Origin of the sequence: Paraburkholderia sp. GAS334 (assembly GCF_050436625.1) — a bacterium.
Taxonomy (GTDB): domain Bacteria; phylum Pseudomonadota; class Gammaproteobacteria; order Burkholderiales; family Burkholderiaceae; genus Paraburkholderia.
Map to the genome: position 1 here is coordinate 150,965 of NZ_JBNDMO010000008.1, position 17,421 is coordinate 168,385.

The window sequence follows — 17,421 nt, forward strand, 5'->3', positions numbered from 1 at the left end:
GTCGTTCCTTAAAATTGAAGGCCCGGCGACACGCTCGCGGGCATCTGCAGTTGTGCGCTTTCGACGGAAGCCATCGGATACGCACAGTAATCGGCGGCGTAGTACGCGCTCGGCCGGTTGTTGCCCGAGCGGCCCGTGCCACCAAAAGGCGCACCTGACGATGCACCGTTGGTCGGCCGGTTCCAGTTCACAATGCCTGCGCGGATGCGGCGCTGGAAGTGGGTCCACAGCGTTTCGTCATCGGCGAGCAGGCCAGCGGAGAGACCGAATTCGGTGTCGTTCGCGCGCTCGATCGCTTCGTCGAAGTTGCCGTAGCGGACGATCTGCGCAAGCGGGCCGAAGTGTTCTTCGTCGGGCAGATCCTGTACGTGGGTCACGTCGATGATCGCGGGCGTGACGAAGCCGAGTTTCGAATCGCGCTGCTTCATCGTGAGTAGCGATTTCGCGCCGTCAGCGAGCAGACGGTCCTGAGCCGCGACGAGACGCGAAGCCGCCCGTGCCGAAATCACCGCGCCCATGAACGGCTGGGGATCCGCATTGTATTCGCCGATGGCGATCCGCGAGCTCACATCGACAAAACGCTCGATATAGCGGTCGCCGAACGCATCGTTCGGCACGAAGATGCGGCGCGCGCACGTACAGCGCTGCCCTGCCGACAGAAACGCGGATTGAATCGTGTGATGCACGGCGGCATCGACATCGCTGACCGGCGCGATCACGAGCGGATTGTTGCCACCCATTTCGAGCGCGAGCACGATCTCCGGGCGGCCGCCGAACTGCTTGTGCAGCAGCGTCCCCGTGTCCGAACTACCGGTGAAGAACAGGCCGTCGATCTGCCGATGATTCGCGAGCGCGATACCGGTTTCCTTCTCGCCCTGGACGAGATTCAGCACGCCCGCCGGCAAGCCAGCCTCGCGCCATACCTCTACGGTGGCGCGTGCGACACCCGGCGCGAGCTCGGATGGCTTGAACACCACCGTATTACCTGCGATCAACGCCGGCACGATATGCCCGTTCGGCAAATGGCCCGGAAAGTTATACGGACCAAACACAGCCACCACGCCATGCGGACGATGCCGCAACACCGCGACGCCATCGGCCATCGCTGCGCGTTTCTCGCCGGTGCGTTCGTTATAGGCCTGAATCGAAATCTCGACCTTCGCCGCCATGGATGCGACTTCAGTACGCGCTTCCCACAGCGGTTTGCCCGTCTCGCGGCCGATCGCTTCCGCAATCGATTCCTTGCGCTCAGTCAGGAGCGCAGCGAAGCGGCGTGCAATCGCGATACGTGCATCGAAATCCAGCGAGGCCCACGGTGCGAACGCACTGCGTGCGCTGCGCACAGCGCGATCGACATCGTCCGCCGAGGCGCTCTTGCCTTCCCAGACGATTTCGTCGGTGCCCGGATTGCGCGATGCAAATACGTGGCCGGTGCCGGCGGCCCATTCGCCGTCGATGAAAAGCTCGTTCATGATCATCCTTGTTTTGATTTCAGCGGCAACACGCGCACGGTATCGCCAGCGCGCACGTCGAGCGCGGCGGCATCGTCGGCGGACAGGCGGAACACGCCCTCTTCCGGCGCACCCGGCGCTACGCCTACGCGGAAATCGGTCAGCGAAGTATTCGATACGAGCGCACGTTGCCGGTCGTGATGCACACGCGGCGCGCCGATTTCGACCGGCACGACGACGCTCTCACGCACTGTGCGCAAGTCGGCGATATGACATTCGAGCACCGGACCCGCATCGAAAATATCGACGTGATTTTCGTAACGCAGCCCTTCCGCTTCGAGCATGCGGCGCGCGGGAATCGTGTCGCTATGCGTGAGCCCGACGCACTCCTGCGCTTCTTCCGGCAGCAGATCGACGTACACCGGATAACGCGGCATCAGTTCGGCGAGGAACGCCTTGCGTCCGTGCGAGCTGAGATAATCCGCCGCGTTGAAATCGATCTGGTAGAAATGCGAGCCGACCGCGCGCCAGAACGGCGAGGATCCGTTCGCATCGAAATGCCCGCGCAGTTCAGCGCAGATACGCTGCGGAAAACGCTCAGGAAACTGGGCGATAAACATGAAGCGCGAACGCGACAGCAGACCACCAACGCCGCTCGTGCGATAACGTGGGCTCAGAAACAGCGAGCACACTTCGGCGTAGCCGGTCAGATCGTGCGAGATGTTAAGCGCGCGCATCTTCGTCCAGATGCCGAGATCCTGGCTCGCGTGCACGACCGTGCTCACGCGATAGTTGTAGAACGGCTGCTCAAGGCCGACAGCGGCTTCGATACCGCACACGCCCGCGACATCGCCCGTCGCCGTATCTTCCATCACGAAGAAATAGCCGGCTTCGTGCGGCGCGGCGTTGCCTTCCATCGTGCGGCGCGCGCGTTCGACGCGCGCAGCCAGTGCGTCACGATCCGGCTTGAATGTGGTGAGACCAGGGCCGGTCTCATGAGCGAGCGCGACAAGCGCATCCACATCGCCCGTCTGCACGACGCGAACGACGATCATTGTGCTTCTCCCGAATATTCGTTCTGTGTGGCCTGATGGAGCGGCACACAGCGCACCGTATCGCCGTCCTGGACGCCGAGTGCTTCGCGCACGGCAGCAGGCAGCACGGCGCCAGACGCCCTGTCGACGGACAGATCCGCCAGCACGCAGCGGAAACGGCCTTCGCGATTGCTCGCAACCAGATACGTCGGTCCCTGAGCGGCCGCGGCGGCTTCATGTACCACGCGATTTTCATTGCGCGCCACACAGGCCGCGCGATCGATCTGCGCGGTCAGTACCGGACCCGCGTCGAAGATATCGACGTAGCGATCGGTTTCAAAACCTTCTTCCTGATGGATATCGTAGGCGAGCAATGCTTTTTCATCCGGCTCGCCGAGTACGCGTTGCGCGGCTTCCGGCAAGAGCGGCACATAGACCGGATAGCTCGGCATCACTTCAGCGATAAACGTGCGGCTACGTCCGCCCGATTCCACTTCGATATCCGCAAAATTGCGACCGAAGAACTTGCGCCCCACCGCTTCCCAGAACGGCGAAACACCTGCGTCATCGGTCACGCCGAGCAGCAGCGAAAAGACCTCAGGCGTAAAGCGTTTGCGGTTCGCGGCGATATACATCATCCGCGCACGCGACATCAGGTGCGCGGCCGCATCGCCGCGTAGCGACGGATCGATATAGAAGCCCGCGAGACGACTCTTGCCCGTCAGTTCATGCGACATCGTCAGCGCGTGAATCTTGCGGCTCACGTGCAGTTCGCGCGACGCATGAATCAGCGCGTCGTTACGAAACGCGTAGAACGGTTCCGAATAACCCGCGGCCGCGACAATGCTCGCGGTGCCGAGCAGCTTGCCTGTCGCGGCATCTTCGAGCACGAACAGATAGAACTCTTCGCCGGGAAAATCGACTTCCGCGCGAAACGAGTCTTCGGACAACGCGACGCGCGCTTCCAGCGCCCGCCGGTCGTGCGGCAGCGAATGCAGCACCGGTTGGGCCGTGCGCGCCATGTGTTCGAGCGCATCGAGATCAGCGAGACGGCTGGGGCGTACGAAGAGCATCATCGTTCCAGTAGTTGAAGGCGATGCGGTGGATCAGCGTGCGGCTTCAGCAGTCGCGGCGACAACCGATTCGATCGCTTTTTCGATGCGCGCGAGACCTTCGTTCAGGTCGTCGAGCGGCATCACGAGCGACGGCGCAAAGCGCAACACGTCCGGGCCGGCCATCAGCATCATCGCGCCGTGATTGGCAGCAGCGGTGACGAAGTCTTTCGCGCGGCCCTTGAATGCGTCATTCAGTTCGGCGCCAATCAACAGACCCTTGCCGCGCACATCCGTGAAGATGCCAAAGCGCTCGTTGATCTTCGCGAGCTTCGCCTTCAGCAATTCGCTACGCGTACGCACGCCTTCGAGGACGGCCGGCGCGCTAACCAGTTCGACCACCTTTTCAGCGATCGCTGCCGCGAGCGGATTGCCGCCGTACGTCGTGCCGTGCACGCCCACCTTGAAGTGTGCGGCGATTTCGGTCGTCGTCAGCATCGCGCCGATCGGGAAACCGTTGCCGAGCGCCTTCGCCGTCGTCAGGATGTCCGGTGTCACGCCCGTGTCCTGATACGCGTAGAAGTAGCCGCTGCGGCCCACACCCGTTTGTACCTCGTCAAAAATCAGCAGTGCGCCGTGTTTGTCGCAGGCCTCGCGCAGCGCCTTCAGGAAAGCAGGATCGGCCGGAATCACGCCGCCTTCGCCCTGGATCGGCTCGACGATCACCGCGCACGTCTTCGCGCCGATGGTTTTCAGCGCGGCTTCCGTGTCGTTGTACGGCAGATGGATGATGCCTTCGGGAATCGGGCCAAAGCCTTCCGAATACTTGGGCTGACCGCCGACGCTTACCGTGAAGAACGTCCGGCCATGGAACGACTGCGTGAACGAGACGATTTCGTACTTGTCTGCACCGAACCGCTCAAACGCAACGCGGCGCGCCAGCTTCAGCGCGGCTTCGTTCGCTTCGGCCCCCGAGTTCGCGAAGAATGCGCGATCGGCGAACGTCAGGTCTTCGAGGCGCTTTGCGAGGCGCAGCACCGGCTCGTTCGTGTAACCATTACCGATGTGCCAGAGCTGGCTGCCCTGCTCCTGCAGAACCTTCAGCAGTTCCGGATGCGAGTGGCCAAGCGCCGTGACGGCGATGCCGCCGGCGAAGTCGATGTAATCGCGGCCCTGCGTGTCCCAGACGCGCGAGCCCACGCCGCGCACCGGCACGAACGCAGCGGGCGAGAACAGCGGCACCATCACTTCGTCGAAGGTCTGGCGCGTCACAGTCAGGTGGTTCATGGCGAATCCTCGTTCAGTAATGTCACTAGTGTAGGAAAACGTGCGCTGGCCGTCTTGCTCATACGCGACGCGTTTCTATCGATGTCGGTGTCCGGGCGGCGATCGATTCGCCGCCCGGACGTCATTAATCCGTGTCCGGCGGCTCGATCAGCGCGGCCGGGCGCGGCTCGCTTGCCACGACCGGGCGTCCGTCCGCCGCTGCGCCGCCGTGCTGCTTCTCGATGTAATTGCGACGATCCTCGCGCGGTGTGACGCCGAAATGTTCGCGATACGCATTCGAAAAGTGCGCCGCCGACGAAAAACCGCATGCGAGGCTGATCTGCACCACCGATTTGCTGGTGCGCTGAAGCTGCGTGCGCGCTTTCGACAGCCGCAGCCCGAGGTAGTAACGCGAAGGCATCGCAGCGAGATACTGACGGAACAGACGTTCGAGCTGGCGCCGCGATACACCCACGAGGCCCGCGATTTCATCGGTAGTCAGCGGATCTTCGATATTCGCTTCCATCAGCAGGAGCGCATCGTTCAGCCGCGGATGGCGCTCACCGGGCGCGGTTACAAAGGGAATACGCTGGCGTTCCTCGCCCGCGCGCAACACGCCGACGCCGAGCGTGTCGGCGATGCGGTCCGCGAGTTCGGGGCCGTGTTCGCGGCCGATCATCGCCAGCATGAAGTCGACGGTTGCCTGCCCGCCCGCACACGTCGCGCGGTCGCGGTCGATTTCGAAGATCTGCTGGGTGACGATCGAGCGTTCGAACTGCTCGGTGAACTGCTGATAGGTTTCCCAGTTGACGCTCACGCGATAGCCGGAAAGCTGGCCCGCCATGGCGAGCCACCACACGCCGTGATGAATGCCGGTCACGAGCGGCGTGCGCTGTCCGACACGCGAAAGGCTGGCGAGAAAGAGACGATAGTCGGCGAACTGCTGAAAGCGCTCGCTCACGATGATCAGCCAGTCGCACGAGATCGCGTCGCCGAATGCGGCATCGGCGGGCCATTGCGCGCCGCCCGAGAGCGGCACGGGCCGGCCGTCCCACGAACACACCTGCCAGCGATACAGCGCGCGTCCGTCGATCTCGTTGGCGAGCGTCAACGCGTCGACGATGGGCCCGACGCCGGACATCGACACCGGCGGCAACGCGACGATCGCGACCTGGGTCGTACGTGTCGGGCTGGACGTGCGAGGCATCTGGGGTTTAAACCGCCTGAATTGCAGGGATTATTTAAGACTGCCCGACAGAAACTGCTTCAGGCGCTCGCTGCGCGGCGTGGTGAGCACTTCGGCAGGCAAGCCCTCTTCTTCGGTACGGCCCTGATGCAGGAACATCACGTGATTCGACACGTTGCGCGCGAAACCCATTTCGTGCGTGACGACGATCATCGTGCGGCCTTCTTCGGCGAGTTTCTGCATCACCTTGAGCACTTCACCGACGAGTTCAGGATCGAGCGCGGAAGTGGGTTCGTCGAACAGCATCACGTCGGGGTCCATCGCCAGCGCGCGGGCAATCGCGACGCGCTGCTGCTGACCGCCGGACAGATGCGACGGATACTGCTTTTCCAGACGCGGCGCGAGACCGACCTTCTCCAGATACACGCGTGCGCGCTCTTCTGCTTCGCGACGCGGCAGACCGAGCACATGAATCGGCGCCTCGATGATGTTTTCGATCACATTCATGTGCGCCCACAGGTTGAAATGCTGGAACACCATCGCGAGCTTCGTGCGAATGCGTTGCAGCTGCTTGTGGTCGGCCACTTCGAGGTTACCGTGCCTGTCGGCCTTCGTGCGCACCGCCTCGCCGTCGACGACGATCTGCCCGGCGTTCGGCCGCTCAAGGAAATTGATGCAGCGCAAAAACGTGCTCTTGCCCGAACCGCTCGCGCCAATGATGCTGATCACGTCGCCCTTGTTCGCGTTCAGCGACACGCCCTTCAGCACTTCGTTGTCGCCGTAGCGCTTGTGGACGTCCTGCACGGCGAGCTTGCAGGCTTCGGTTTGACTTGTATGGAGCAAGATGCTCTCCCAGTGAAAATGCAGGCAGTTCTGCGACAGGGTGCAACACGGTGCCCGGCGGCTTCAGCATGACGCGCACCGCCAGACCGGGATACGGCAGGCAGCGCGCTCAGTGCGTGCGCACCGCCAGATAGGCCAGCCAGCGGCGTTCGGCGCGCCGGAATGCGGCAACCAGCGCAAACGATATCGCACAGTAAATCAGTGCTGCGATGCCAAACGCCTCGAACGAGCGATAGGTCGCCGAGTTCACGTCGCGGGCGACCTTGAGGATATCCGGCACGGTCGCGGTAAAGGCGACAGTCGTCGCATGCAGCATGAGGATCACTTCGTTACTGTACAACGGCAGCGCACGGCGCAGCGCGGACGGTATCACAATGCGCCGGTACATCGTGAACCCGCTCATGCCGTAAGCACGCGCCGCTTCGACTTCGCCATGCGGCGTGGAGCGGATCGCGCCTGCGAAGATTTCGGTCGTGTACGCGCAGGTGTTCAGTGCAAACGCGAGAATCGCGCAGTAGAAGCCGCTGCGGAAGAACGCGTCGAGCAGCGAATGCGCGCGTACGAATTCAAGGCTGTAGATGCCGGTATAGATCAGCAGCAACTGCACGTAAAGCGGCGTGCCACGAAATACGTAGGTATAGAACCGCACGGGCATCGACAGCCAGCGCTTTTTCGACACGCGCGCGACGGCAAGCGGAATCGCCATCACGAAGCCGAAACCGATCGAGACGACCAGCAGCCAGAGCGTGACTGCGAGGCCCGAGATGCGGTGGCCGTCCCAGAAGAGAAAGGCGCGCCAGTATTCAGTGAGAATTTCGATCATGGATACCTCAAAGGTCAGCGTGGCGTACGCCAGTCGAATAGCGTCGCGTGAGCCACACAAGCGCGAAGTTCGACACTGTCGTGATCGCGAGATAGATCAGCGCTGCGACGGCGATGAAGAAGAACATGTTGAAGGTGCTTTTGCCCGCGTCCTGCGCGGCTTTCACGACATCGGCGAGGCCAATGATCGACACCAGCGCGGTCGCCTTGACGAGCACCTGCCAGTTGTTGCCGATACCCGGCAGCGCGAATCGCATCATCTGCGGAAACAGGATGCGGGTGAACACGCGCACACCGCTCATACCGTACGCACTGCCCGCTTCGAGCTGGCCGCGCGGCACCGCGAGAAACGCGCCGCGAAACGTCTCGGTGAAGTACGCGCCGTAGATGAAGCCGAGCGTCAGCACGCCCGCGACGAACGGATCAATATCGAACTGCGGCAGGTTGAGCGCATCGGTGAGATTGTTGACCGCGATCTGGATGCTGTAGAACAGCAGCAGCATCAGGACGAGGTCCGGCACCGAGCGGATCAGTGTCGTGTAGCCGGTTGCGATGACGCGCAGCGGCCGGTTGAACGAGAGCTTCGCTGCCGCGCCCGCCAGCCCCAGCAGCACGGAAGCCGCGAGCGACAGCACAGACAGCTCGATCGTCTGCATCGTGCCCGCAAGGAGCAACGGACCAAAGCCGTATAGGACCACGGGTGTCTCCATCGAAGTAGTGTCATGGAGGCCGTCGCGCGAATCCTTGCAGCTTCCGGTTGGCCTTCCTGTATGGCGCGGATAGTCGCAGGCAAAAAAAAATCGCTCAAAGGCACGCCGGACGTTTGCTGCGTCGCAACAATGCGCGATTCAAAGCGGAGAAACCGCGTGATGCCCGTTCTGGCGGGCCGAATCCCTTTGTAAGGTCATCCCGCGCCCCCCGGCACCGCCGCGATTTGGCAAGTTTCGAGTCGCTTTTTCGATAGACGGTTTGCGTGTCTCCCGGGCCTTTTCGCTAGACTGATATTCTTTTCGAGGCCGGCTCGCGTGCCGGGCGGGCCAGCACCCCTCTTCTTCCAGCGAGTCCACGCATGACAGACCGGTTCGATTTCGCGACGCTCGACGCCTATTCAAAGGGGGCCGCCCGCTATAGCCAGGACTGGCTCGACCAACCGCCTCCCGATGACATGTATGCACTGCTCGCGACACATCTTCTGCCAGGCGGCGCGACGGCCGATATCGGCTGCGGCAACGGGCGCGACGTCGCATGGATGGCCGCGAAGGGTTACCGGGTGACGGGCTTCGATGCGTCGGAGGGATTGCTCGCCGAAGCACGCCGGCTCAATCCGGCGCTGACGTTTCGGGCGGCCTCGCTGCCAGCGCTCGCGGAGATCGACGAAACGTTCGACAACGTCGTGTGCGAAACGGTGATCATGCATCTGCCGGCCGCGTCGATCCCCCTCGCGATCGATAACCTGCTGCGCATCCTGAAGCCGAGCGGCGTACTGTATCTCTCCTGGCGTGTGACCGAAGGCGAAGACCAGCGTCAGAAGGACGGAAGGCTCTATAGCGCGTTCGAACCCGCGCTCGTGATGGACACATTGAACGATTGCGCGATCCTGCTGTTCGAGGACGTCACGAGCGAAAGTTCAGGCAAGCGCATCTGCCGCGTGATAGCGTCGAAGCGCGAAGGCGAAGATTGATACAGGTGAAGCGGCCGCCTTGACGCGGCGTTTTTGCACTCAGTCCATACCGAGCCGCGCCTTGATCGCCGGCATCATGGTTTCGACGGCCGCGCGGCCCTCCTCGATCGCCGGGCCCGCGCGATGAAAATCGAAGATGCCCATGCCGCCGAGCCGCGGCTGGATCAGGATATCGGCCGGCTCTCCGGCGAGACGGCTGCGCGTGATGCGCACCTGCATGATGTCGATACTCTGCGCGATCGAACTCAGCATCGAAGGCACGCGAGCGCTTGGAGGGGGCGGCACGCGAACGTCGCCCGTGCCGATGGCGCGATCGTTTTCAGGCGCAAGCCAGCGTGGCCACGGCTTGCCGTTCTTGCGCAGCGCGACGGGCGGCGGCGCGTTCGCAACCGCGTTCGCGTCCACTTCCCCGTCAGCTTCGGCCTCGATTTTCGCTTCTACTTCCGTAACGGGTAACGGCAACGGCGTTTCAACGACCACGCCGCCCAGATCACGCCCGTTGAGGATGTCGTTGTTCAGATCGATGGCGATCACGCAATCGGCCCGCATACCGCGGGCGACCGAGACCGGTACCGGGTTCGCCAGGCCGCCGTCGACGAGCCACACGCCGTCGTGCAGCACCGGCGTGAAGATACCTGGAATCGCGATCGATGCGCGCACCGCATCGACCACGCGCCCATCCTGCAGCCACACCTCACGGCCAGAATCGAGTTCCGTGGCCACCGCGCCAAATGGCATCCTGAGGTCACGGATTTCGCACCCGTTGAACCGGTCAGCGAAAACCTGGATCACTTTCCGGCCGCCCAGCAAACCACCGGAAAAACGCAGATCGAGCAGACGCACAACCGTTTGCCAGGTGAGCCGTGAGACCCACTCTTCAAGCCAGTCGAGATCGCCGTTTGCGTAGACCGCGCCGACCAGCGCGCCGATCGACGTACCGCACACGACATCCGGCCGGATGCCGGCGTCCTGCAGCGCGCGTATCGCGCCGATATGGGCCCAGCCCCGCGCGGCGCCGCCGCCAAGTACGAGGCCGAGTCGATGAGGCTGGCGTCGATGGATCATTTCTATGCTCCCCGTTAACGTCCGCGGATGATGTCCGAGCGCGACGTCGTATAGACCTTGCCGTACGCATCGAAGTGCACGTTGAAGAATGCCTCGGGCGTCACGCCGCCTTCGAGCCACTTCCAGCTCCACACCGTCTCGGGCTTCAGCGGGTAACGCGCGATTTCACCGGGCTTGCCGAGCAGACGCCGCACCTCATCCTCGCTCATGCCGGGACGGATCTTCGCGAAGTTGCCGGCGGTCAGGACCTGGGTGATCGCGCTCAGGCGGCCATCGCGGTCGATGTCGACCATGTACGTGTTGAGCCCTGTCGGGCCGCGCGGGTATTCGAAACGTTTCGAGCCATCGGTGAAGGTGCGCTCCGTTTCCGGCTTGCCCATCTGGCTGCGAATCTGGTCTTCCGTCGTGATGCCGGGCGTGAGGCCCTTCAGCAGGAGCGTGTCCGGCTTGACGGCGTTAAAGAAGTCCTTGAGCTTTTGCACGGCCTGGTCGGTTTGTTGGTCGTTGCAGGCAGCAAGCGAAAGCGCTGCGGCTAACGCGAGCGTGAGCGTGACAACGACGGGCAATCTGGAACGAAGCACCATCCTGATAGCGACTGCATCTTGTATGAATGATGCGTTACAGGATAACCGCCCGTCATCAAAAGGGCGAGTATTCAGCAGAAGGAGCGTGCGCGTGCGCGCAGATCGAAGGCGGGCGAAATGGCTGTACAGGCAAATCGCAACGCGGAACAACGCATCGCGCTGCAAAGTGCGGAGACATAAAAAAAGACGCCTGGCAGCGGCGCAGCATCCGGCGCAACCCGTCAGGCTTTCCTGCCTGAGCGTGTAGCGCCGCAATGCTGACCGCTGCTCGCGGTCGTCTGGTCCCTCGACTTGAATCGATTCGGGTGACGACAATCTAGACGCAATCCGGTTGTTAAGCGAGAGAGCGTTTACACCGACTCGGCTGACGAATTATGGCGTTCCTCAGGACGTTGTCATGCGCCTGATCTGAAAGGCGTGAGCGATGCGCAATGCTTCATGCGCCGGGTCAAACGCGCGAATGAATACGTCGTCGAGTGAAAGCGCACCCACAGGTCAACGAAGGGCACACGGAGCAGGAAAGGTCCCGTCAATTGACCTGACCGGTCCGCATCGCCCGGAGTTGTTCTGCGTAGCCGACCTACGCGTGACAATGCCGGGCCGGTCAGCGTCAAATGCCCAGCACGGTTGTCACTTCCTGCAATGCCGTCTGCACGTCCACACCCAGGAAGCGGCAGCTTCAGCCTAACGCGAACGCGTCACGACTTCTGTGCGACGTCACACGCATTCGCCCTTTCCGTGCATTGACGTGCGTTGACGTACGTTGACGTGCGTCGGAGCACATGGCAGTGCACTGCACTGTTTTTCCGCGAGCATCATCGCGCGAACGCGGTGCACCACAACACCCTTCTGGGGACAGGGACTTGTGAGCGCCGTCAGCGAGAATGCAGGCGCTTTGGCACAATCGCGCTTTGCCTGTTCTGCGGGCGGCCCGACGCGCATCTGGACACTTCGTCCGACGCAGGCTGCCACGCATGAGGCGCCGGATAACTTCGCCATGGTTCCCTTTTCCGTACTCGATCTTTCTCCCATTACTGTCGGCGCAACGGCGACGCAGGCCTTCAAAAACACGCTCGATCTCGCGCAGCATGCTGAAACGTGGGGCTATCGCCGTTTCTGGCTTGCCGAGCATCACAACATGACAGGCATCGCGAGTGCGGCGACCTCGGTGGTGATCGGCCACGTCGCGGGCGGCACGAAGACGATTCGCGTGGGCTCCGGTGGCGTCATGCTGCCGAATCACGCGCCGCTCGTGATTGCCGAACAGTTCGGCACACTTGAATCGCTCTACCCCGGCCGGATCGATCTCGGTCTCGGCCGCGCGCCCGGCACCGACCAGACGACCGCCCGCGCCTTGCGGCGCGATCTGCAAGGCAGCGCCGATTCGTTCCCCGACGACGTCGTCGAACTGCAGCGCTATTTCGCGGAACCGGTGTCCGGCCAGCGCGTGCGAGCCGTGCCCGGCGCCGGTTTGCAGGTGCCGGTCTGGCTGCTGGGTTCGAGCCTCTTCAGCGCGCAGCTGGCCGCGGCGATGGGCCTGCCGTTTGCGTTCGCGTCGCACTTCGCGCCGGACCATATGCTGACGGCGTTGCGCCTGTATCGCTCGCAGTTTCGCCCTTCCGCGACGCTCGACAAACCTTACGCGATGGTGGGCGTGAACCTGTTCGCCGCGGAAACGAACGACGAAGCGCAGCGGCTCATGACGTCGCTCCAGCAGCAGTTCGTGAACCTGCGACGCGGCACGCCGGGCCAGCTGCAGCCGCCCGTCGATCGCATTCAGGCCACGGAACTGGAATTGAGCAGCGTCGCGCATTCGCTCGCGTGCTCGGTGGTGGGCGATCGCGACACCGTGCGCGAAGGCCTTGTTTCGGTGATCGAACAGACCGGTGCCGACGAATTGATGCTGACCGCGCAGATTTTTGACCACGCGGCGCGTCTGCGGTCATTCGAAATCGCCGCGCAGGTGCGCGACGAACTCATTGCAGGCAAGCAGTAAAACGGGTCTTTGACGAATGACGACGGCTGCGGCTCAATCGTTCACTGGAACCGCTGCCAGCCCGTCGAGCAGCGCCTTGTGAAATGCCTGCGGGTCCTGCATCTGCGGCGCGTGGCCGAGTTCGGCGAACTCGACCAGCGTCGCGTGCGGAATCGCCTTCGCGGTCAGCTTCGCAAGTTCTGGATACAGGCCGATCTTTGCGCGTACTTCGGGCGGTGCGGTGTCCTTGCCGATCGCGGTCGTGTCCCTGTCGCCGATCAGGAGCAGCGTCGGCATCTGCAGTTGCCCGAGTTCATAGACCACCGGCTGCGTATAGATCATGTCGTAAAGCAGCGCCGAATCCCACGCGACTTCCTTCTTCCCCGGCCCGCGATACATGCCGGCCAGCATCTGCACCCACGGTTCATATTGCGGGCGCCACGTGCCCGAGTAATACGTCGCCTGCTCGTAACGGCGGATACCGTCGGCGGTCGTCTTCAGTTCGCGCTCGTACCACTGGTCGACCGATAGCGACGGCACGCCCTTCGCCTTCCAGTCTTCAAGACCGATCGGGTTCGCGAGCACCAGTTGCTGCGTCTCCTTCGGATACATCAGCGCATAGCGGATTGCGAGCATGCCACCCGTCGAATGTCCGATGACGGTGACGTTTTCCGCGCCGATCGACGCGAGCAGCGCATGCGTATTGCGCGCGAGCTGCTGGAAGCTGAACTGGTAGTGAGCGGGCTTGCTGGATTTACAGAAACCGATCTGGTCCGGCGCAATCACGCGATAACCGGCGTCGCTCAGCCTATGAATCGTCGTTTCCCACGTCGCGGCGCAAAAATTCTTGCCGTGCAGCAGCACGGCGGTACGTCCGTTCGGATGCACGGGTTTGACGTCCATATACGCCATATGCAGCGTTTCGCCCTGCGACGTGAACTCGAACTGCTGAACCGGCGCGGGATAGTTGAAGCCCTGCAGCTCAGAACCATATGCGGGGCCATCGGCGCTTTCGTCGGCCGCCGAAGTGGCGGACAAAGCGCCGGACGAAGCGGCAAAGGCCAGCGAAACGAATAACGCAGGCAGGATTCGACGACGAAAATTCATGGGCAGGTGCAGACGAAAGACAGATGAACGGGATCGGGCAGATTCAGATGGCGGCTCAAGCGGCAGAACGCCGAAACGACCGCCATCGGGAAGCCGCCGATTCTACGTCGCGCGCGCCAGACGTGCCGGCAAGGCCGCCACCCGCTTACGCGAGTCTGACCGTGGCACGCTGATTGCGCCCTAAAAACCCACGCTTTGCGGTACACCGCACTCGCACACGGGATCGATCGGGGCGATACTGGGAGCGCCAGCAGGCATGAAAGCGTCTCCCGCCTCCACACAATCCAGACTATGCGTGGGCGTCGATTCAATGCTAAAACTGTCAGGCGAAGTTGCGATAACAACAATGGCATTGCAACCGGGGAAACAATCATGGAGACGAAAACATGGAAACTCCGGCAAGCCTCAACGATCTGCAACGCTCCACGCTCGCCATTGTTCTGGCCGGCGGCCGCGGTACCCGCCTCGGGCCGCTCACGAACAAGCGCGTCAAACCGGCCGTTCACTTCGGCGGCAAATACCGGATCATCGATTTCGCGCTGTCGAACTGCCTGAATTCGGGCATTCGCCGCATCGCGGTCGTCACGCAGTACAAGGCGCATTCGCTGATACGGCACGTGCAGCGCGGCTGGGGTTTCCTGCGCGGCGAATTCAACGAATTCATCGACCTGTGGCCTGCGCAGCAGCGCGTCGAAGGCGCGCACTGGTATCGCGGCACGGCCGATGCGGTGTTCCAGAACCTCGACATCATCCGCTCGATCCGGCCGAAATACGTCGTCGTGCTCGCGGGCGATCACATCTACAAGATGGATTACACGCGCATGATCATGGACCACGCCGAAAACGGCGCGGACTGCACGGTCGGCTGCATCGAGGTGCCGCGCATGGAGGCGGTGGCGTTCGGTGTGATGCACGTCGATGAAAACCGGCGCGTGACCGGCTTTGTCGAAAAACCCGCCGATCCGCCCGCGATGCCTGGCCGCCCGGACGTCGCGCTCGCCAGCATGGGCATTTACGTGTTCAACGCGGATTACCTCTACACGCTGCTCGAGGAAAACATCACGAGCGCCGCGACCGATCACGATTTCGGCAAGGACATCCTGCCACGCGTCGTCACGCAGGGGCATGCGATCGCGCATCCTTTCAGCATGTCGTGCGTGTCGACGGGCAACGAGACGGAACCCTACTGGCGCGACGTCGGCACGATCGACGCGTACTGGGCGGCCAACCTCGATCTCGCCTCGACGATCCCGACGCTCGACCTGTACGACCCGAACTGGCCGATCTGGACGCACATGCAGCAGTTGCCGCCCGCCAAGTTCGTGCGCGACCTGAACGGGCTGCAGGGTTCCGGGACGAACCTGATCGTCTGCGGTGGCTGCGTGATCTCCGGGTCGCAGATTTCGCGCTCAGTGCTGTCGTCGAACTGCGTCGTGAATTCGTTCTGTAACATCAATGAGGCAGTCTTGCTGCCACAGGTGACGATCGGACCGAGCTGCCGGCTGCGCAAGGTCGTGATCGACCGCGGCTGCACGATTCCGGAAGGCACCGTGATCGGCGAAGACCCGGCGCAGGACGGCGAGCGCTTCTATCGTACCGAGAGCGGCGTCGTGCTCGTCACCCCGGAGGCGCTGCGACGACAGGCGGCACGCTAGACGCCACAAGCATGGCGCAAACCATCGTATCGACGAGGAGTCTCACTTATGACGACGCGCGTCCTGCACGTCGCGAGCGAGCTGTATCCGCTCCTGAAAACCGGTGGACTCGCCGACGTGGTCGGCGCCCTGCCGCCCGCGCTGATCGAACGTGGCGCCGATGTCAGGGCGCTGCTGCCGGGCTTTCCGCCGGTCGTGAGCGGCCTCACCGATCTGCGGCCTGTTGCGCAACTGGGCAGGCGGTTCGGCGCGGCCCACGTGACGCTCGAACTCGGCACGCTGCCGTCGACAGGCCTTCAGGTCTACATCATCCGCGCCGACGAGCTGTACACGCGTCACGGCAATCCGTATCTCGACGACGACCACGTGCCGTACGGCGACAACGCACAGCGTTTCGCGCTGCTCGGCTGGACGGCGGCACAGCTTGCGCAGCACGTCGATCCTTCGTGGGCGCCGCAGATCGTTCATGCGCATGACTGGCATGCGGGCCTCGCGCCTGCGTACCTGAAGGCAGCCGAACGCGAACGGGGCAAGCCTGTCGCGCGCAGCATCTTCACCGTGCACAACCTTGCGTATCAAGGCATCTTTCCGGCGCAGCAGTTCGGGCAACTGGGCCTGCCGGCGGATTTCTTCAACATGCACGGCGTCGAGTTTTACGGCCAGCTGTCGTTCCTGAAGGCGGGCTTGTACTACGCCGACCGGATCACCACCGTCAGCCCCACGTACGCGCGCGAAATCCAGACGCTCGCACAAGGCGGCGGGCTCGATGCGCTGCTGCGAGAGCGTTCGCACGATCTGAGCGGCATTCTGAACGGCGTCGATTATTCGATATGGTGCCCCGCCAACGACCCCGCCCTGCCCGCGCGCTACACGAGTTCGCGTCTCGCCGGCAAACGGGCGTGCAAGGAAGCGCTGCAAAAGCGCTTCGGCATCGCGGAAAAGAGCGATGCGCTGCTGTTCGGCGTCGTGAGCCGCCTGACGGAGCAGAAAGGTCTCGACCTGCTGCTCGCGGCGCTGCCTGAAATCATCAGGCGAGGCGGTCAGCTCGTCGTGCTCGGCACCGGCGACGCGGCGCTCGAAAACGGCCTGCTGCGCGTCGCGCAGGCGCATCCGGATGCAGTCGCGGTCGAACGTGGTTTCGACGAGCCGCTCGCGCACCAGATCGTCGCGGGTAGCGACGTGATCGCGGTGCCGTCGCGCTTCGAGCCGTGCGGGCTCACGCAGCTTTACGCGCTCGCGTACGGTTCGTTGCCGCTCGTGCATTGCGTAGGCGGTCTGGCCGATACCGTGGTCGATGCGTCGCTCGAAAATCTCGCCGACGATCTCGCGACGGGCTTTGTGTTCATCCAGTTCGTGCCCGACGCGCTCTGCAGCGCGATCCGCCGTGCGTTCGCGCTATACGCGCGCCGCACCGACTGGAAAGCCACGCAGCAACGCGCGATGCGCCAGGACTTCGGCTGGGGCGCTTCGGCGGAACAATACCTGGCGCTGTATCGCGGGCTCGTTTGAGGCCTTCGCTGCGCAATGGCTGCGCGCCGGGGCAGTCGCGAAAACGCCCCAACGTGATGGTTCGGCGCAACAACGCGGGGCCGGACCGGCTCCGCACGCGCCAAAACTCGGGTATTGTTCCTGAATGCGCTGCAGCACGCGTCAACGGTTTGCATCGTGACGCTGTGCGCCCAGCATTCAGGTCGCGCATC

15 protein-coding genes are annotated in these 17,421 nt (G+C 63.0%); 4 read left to right on the forward strand and 11 right to left on the reverse strand.

The genetic code is table 11. The features are described 5' to 3' along the window. Positions 1-8: 8 nt before the first annotated feature. From astD to P3T21_RS16870, 8 genes are all read right to left on the reverse strand, one after another. Positions 9-1,472: a succinylglutamate-semialdehyde dehydrogenase gene (gene astD, locus P3T21_RS16835; protein WP_429257059.1), complete on the reverse strand. Its 1,464-nt coding sequence runs from the start codon at positions 1,470-1,472 to the stop codon at positions 9-11. Between the two features lie 2 nt (positions 1,473-1,474). After that, positions 1,475-2,506: an arginine N-succinyltransferase gene (gene astA, locus P3T21_RS16840; protein ID WP_429257060.1), complete on the reverse strand. Its 1,032-nt coding sequence runs from the start codon at positions 2,504-2,506 to the stop codon at positions 1,475-1,477. Further along, entirely contained in the window at positions 2,503-3,558 is a 1,056-nt protein-coding gene (gene aruF / locus P3T21_RS16845) for an arginine/ornithine succinyltransferase subunit alpha (RefSeq protein ID WP_429257061.1), read from the reverse strand. Before aruF ends, astA begins: the two co-directional genes overlap by 4 nt. A 33-nt stretch (positions 3,559-3,591) precedes the next feature. After that, entirely contained in the window at positions 3,592-4,824 is a 1,233-nt protein-coding gene (locus tag P3T21_RS16850; RefSeq protein ID WP_429257062.1) for an aspartate aminotransferase family protein, read from the reverse strand. Positions 4,825-4,948: 124 nt separating this feature from the next. Beyond that, the gene (locus P3T21_RS16855) at positions 4,949-6,010 is read right to left on the reverse strand and encodes a GlxA family transcriptional regulator (protein WP_429257063.1); all 1,062 of its coding nucleotides are present in this window, start codon (positions 6,008-6,010) and stop codon (positions 4,949-4,951) included. 30 nt (positions 6,011-6,040) lie between these two features. Continuing rightward, positions 6,041-6,832, reverse strand: a complete 792-nt coding sequence (locus tag P3T21_RS16860; protein ID WP_429257064.1) for an ABC transporter ATP-binding protein — start codon at positions 6,830-6,832, stop codon at positions 6,041-6,043. A 109-nt stretch (positions 6,833-6,941) separates the two neighbouring features. Further along, complete coding sequence (locus tag P3T21_RS16865) at positions 6,942-7,655, reverse strand: ABC transporter permease (protein WP_429257065.1); 714 nt, start codon at positions 7,653-7,655, stop codon at positions 6,942-6,944. 7 nt (positions 7,656-7,662) lie between these two features. Beyond that, positions 7,663-8,352, reverse strand: coding sequence for an ABC transporter permease (locus tag P3T21_RS16870; protein ID WP_429257223.1), 690 nt, complete (start codon positions 8,350-8,352; stop codon positions 7,663-7,665). 371 nt (positions 8,353-8,723) lie between these two features. Here P3T21_RS16870 and P3T21_RS16875 point away from each other — a divergent pair, with 371 nt between their 5' ends. Beyond that, positions 8,724-9,335: a class I SAM-dependent methyltransferase gene (locus P3T21_RS16875; RefSeq protein WP_429257066.1), complete on the forward strand. Its 612-nt coding sequence runs from the start codon at positions 8,724-8,726 to the stop codon at positions 9,333-9,335. Between the two features lie 39 nt (positions 9,336-9,374). Here P3T21_RS16875 and P3T21_RS16880 read toward each other — a convergent pair whose 3' ends face one another. Together P3T21_RS16880 and P3T21_RS16885 are read right to left on the reverse strand one after the other, a co-directional pair. Beyond that, on the reverse strand, positions 9,375-10,400 hold the full coding sequence (locus P3T21_RS16880; RefSeq protein WP_429257067.1) for a patatin-like phospholipase family protein: 1,026 nt from the start codon (positions 10,398-10,400) through the stop codon (positions 9,375-9,377). A 14-nt stretch (positions 10,401-10,414) separates the two neighbouring features. Then, on the reverse strand, positions 10,415-10,984 hold the full coding sequence (locus P3T21_RS16885) for a hypothetical protein (RefSeq protein WP_429257068.1): 570 nt from the start codon (positions 10,982-10,984) through the stop codon (positions 10,415-10,417). A gap of 997 nt (positions 10,985-11,981) precedes the next feature. On the opposite strand from P3T21_RS16885, the gene P3T21_RS16890 reads away from it, so the two are divergent. Continuing rightward, a complete protein-coding gene (locus P3T21_RS16890) occupies positions 11,982-12,980 on the forward strand; it encodes an LLM class flavin-dependent oxidoreductase (protein WP_429257069.1) in 999 nt (332 codons plus the stop codon). Positions 12,981-13,013: 33 nt separating this feature from the next. Here the strand turns inward: P3T21_RS16890 and P3T21_RS16895 are convergent, their stop codons facing one another. Further along, on the reverse strand, positions 13,014-14,066 hold the full coding sequence (locus P3T21_RS16895; protein ID WP_429257070.1) for an alpha/beta fold hydrolase: 1,053 nt from the start codon (positions 14,064-14,066) through the stop codon (positions 13,014-13,016). Between the two features lie 386 nt (positions 14,067-14,452). Here P3T21_RS16895 and glgC point away from each other — a divergent pair, with 386 nt between their 5' ends. Together glgC and glgA are read left to right on the forward strand one after the other, a co-directional pair. Next, positions 14,453-15,721, forward strand: a complete 1,269-nt coding sequence (gene glgC, locus P3T21_RS16900) for a glucose-1-phosphate adenylyltransferase (RefSeq protein WP_429257071.1) — start codon at positions 14,453-14,455, stop codon at positions 15,719-15,721. A 48-nt stretch (positions 15,722-15,769) separates the two neighbouring features. Beyond that, the gene (glgA, locus tag P3T21_RS16905) at positions 15,770-17,230 is read left to right on the forward strand and encodes a glycogen synthase GlgA (RefSeq protein WP_429257072.1); all 1,461 of its coding nucleotides are present in this window, start codon (positions 15,770-15,772) and stop codon (positions 17,228-17,230) included. The last annotated feature ends 191 nt before the right edge of the window (positions 17,231-17,421 follow it).

Coding starts and splice junctions, on each gene's coding strand:
- P3T21_RS16890 (WP_429257069.1), top strand. CDS start 11,982: ATGGTTCCCTTTTCCGTACTCGATCTTTCTCCCATTACTGTCGGCGCA.
- P3T21_RS16880 (WP_429257067.1), bottom strand. CDS start 10,400: ATGATCCATCGACGCCAGCCTCATCGACTCGGCCTCGTACTTGGCGGC.
- astD (WP_429257059.1), bottom strand. CDS start 1,472: ATGAACGAGCTTTTCATCGACGGCGAATGGGCCGCCGGCACCGGCCAC.
- P3T21_RS16885 (WP_429257068.1), bottom strand. CDS start 10,984: ATGGTGCTTCGTTCCAGATTGCCCGTCGTTGTCACGCTCACGCTCGCG.
- glgC (WP_429257071.1), top strand. CDS start 14,453: ATGGAAACTCCGGCAAGCCTCAACGATCTGCAACGCTCCACGCTCGCC.
- glgA (WP_429257072.1), top strand. CDS start 15,770: ATGACGACGCGCGTCCTGCACGTCGCGAGCGAGCTGTATCCGCTCCTG.
- astA (WP_429257060.1), bottom strand. CDS start 2,506: ATGATCGTCGTTCGCGTCGTGCAGACGGGCGATGTGGATGCGCTTGTC.
- aruF (WP_429257061.1), bottom strand. CDS start 3,558: ATGCTCTTCGTACGCCCCAGCCGTCTCGCTGATCTCGATGCGCTCGAA.
- P3T21_RS16865 (WP_429257065.1), bottom strand. CDS start 7,655: ATGATCGAAATTCTCACTGAATACTGGCGCGCCTTTCTCTTCTGGGAC.
- P3T21_RS16855 (WP_429257063.1), bottom strand. CDS start 6,010: ATGCCTCGCACGTCCAGCCCGACACGTACGACCCAGGTCGCGATCGTC.
- P3T21_RS16850 (WP_429257062.1), bottom strand. CDS start 4,824: ATGAACCACCTGACTGTGACGCGCCAGACCTTCGACGAAGTGATGGTG.
- P3T21_RS16875 (WP_429257066.1), top strand. CDS start 8,724: ATGACAGACCGGTTCGATTTCGCGACGCTCGACGCCTATTCAAAGGGG.
- P3T21_RS16895 (WP_429257070.1), bottom strand. CDS start 14,066: ATGAATTTTCGTCGTCGAATCCTGCCTGCGTTATTCGTTTCGCTGGCC.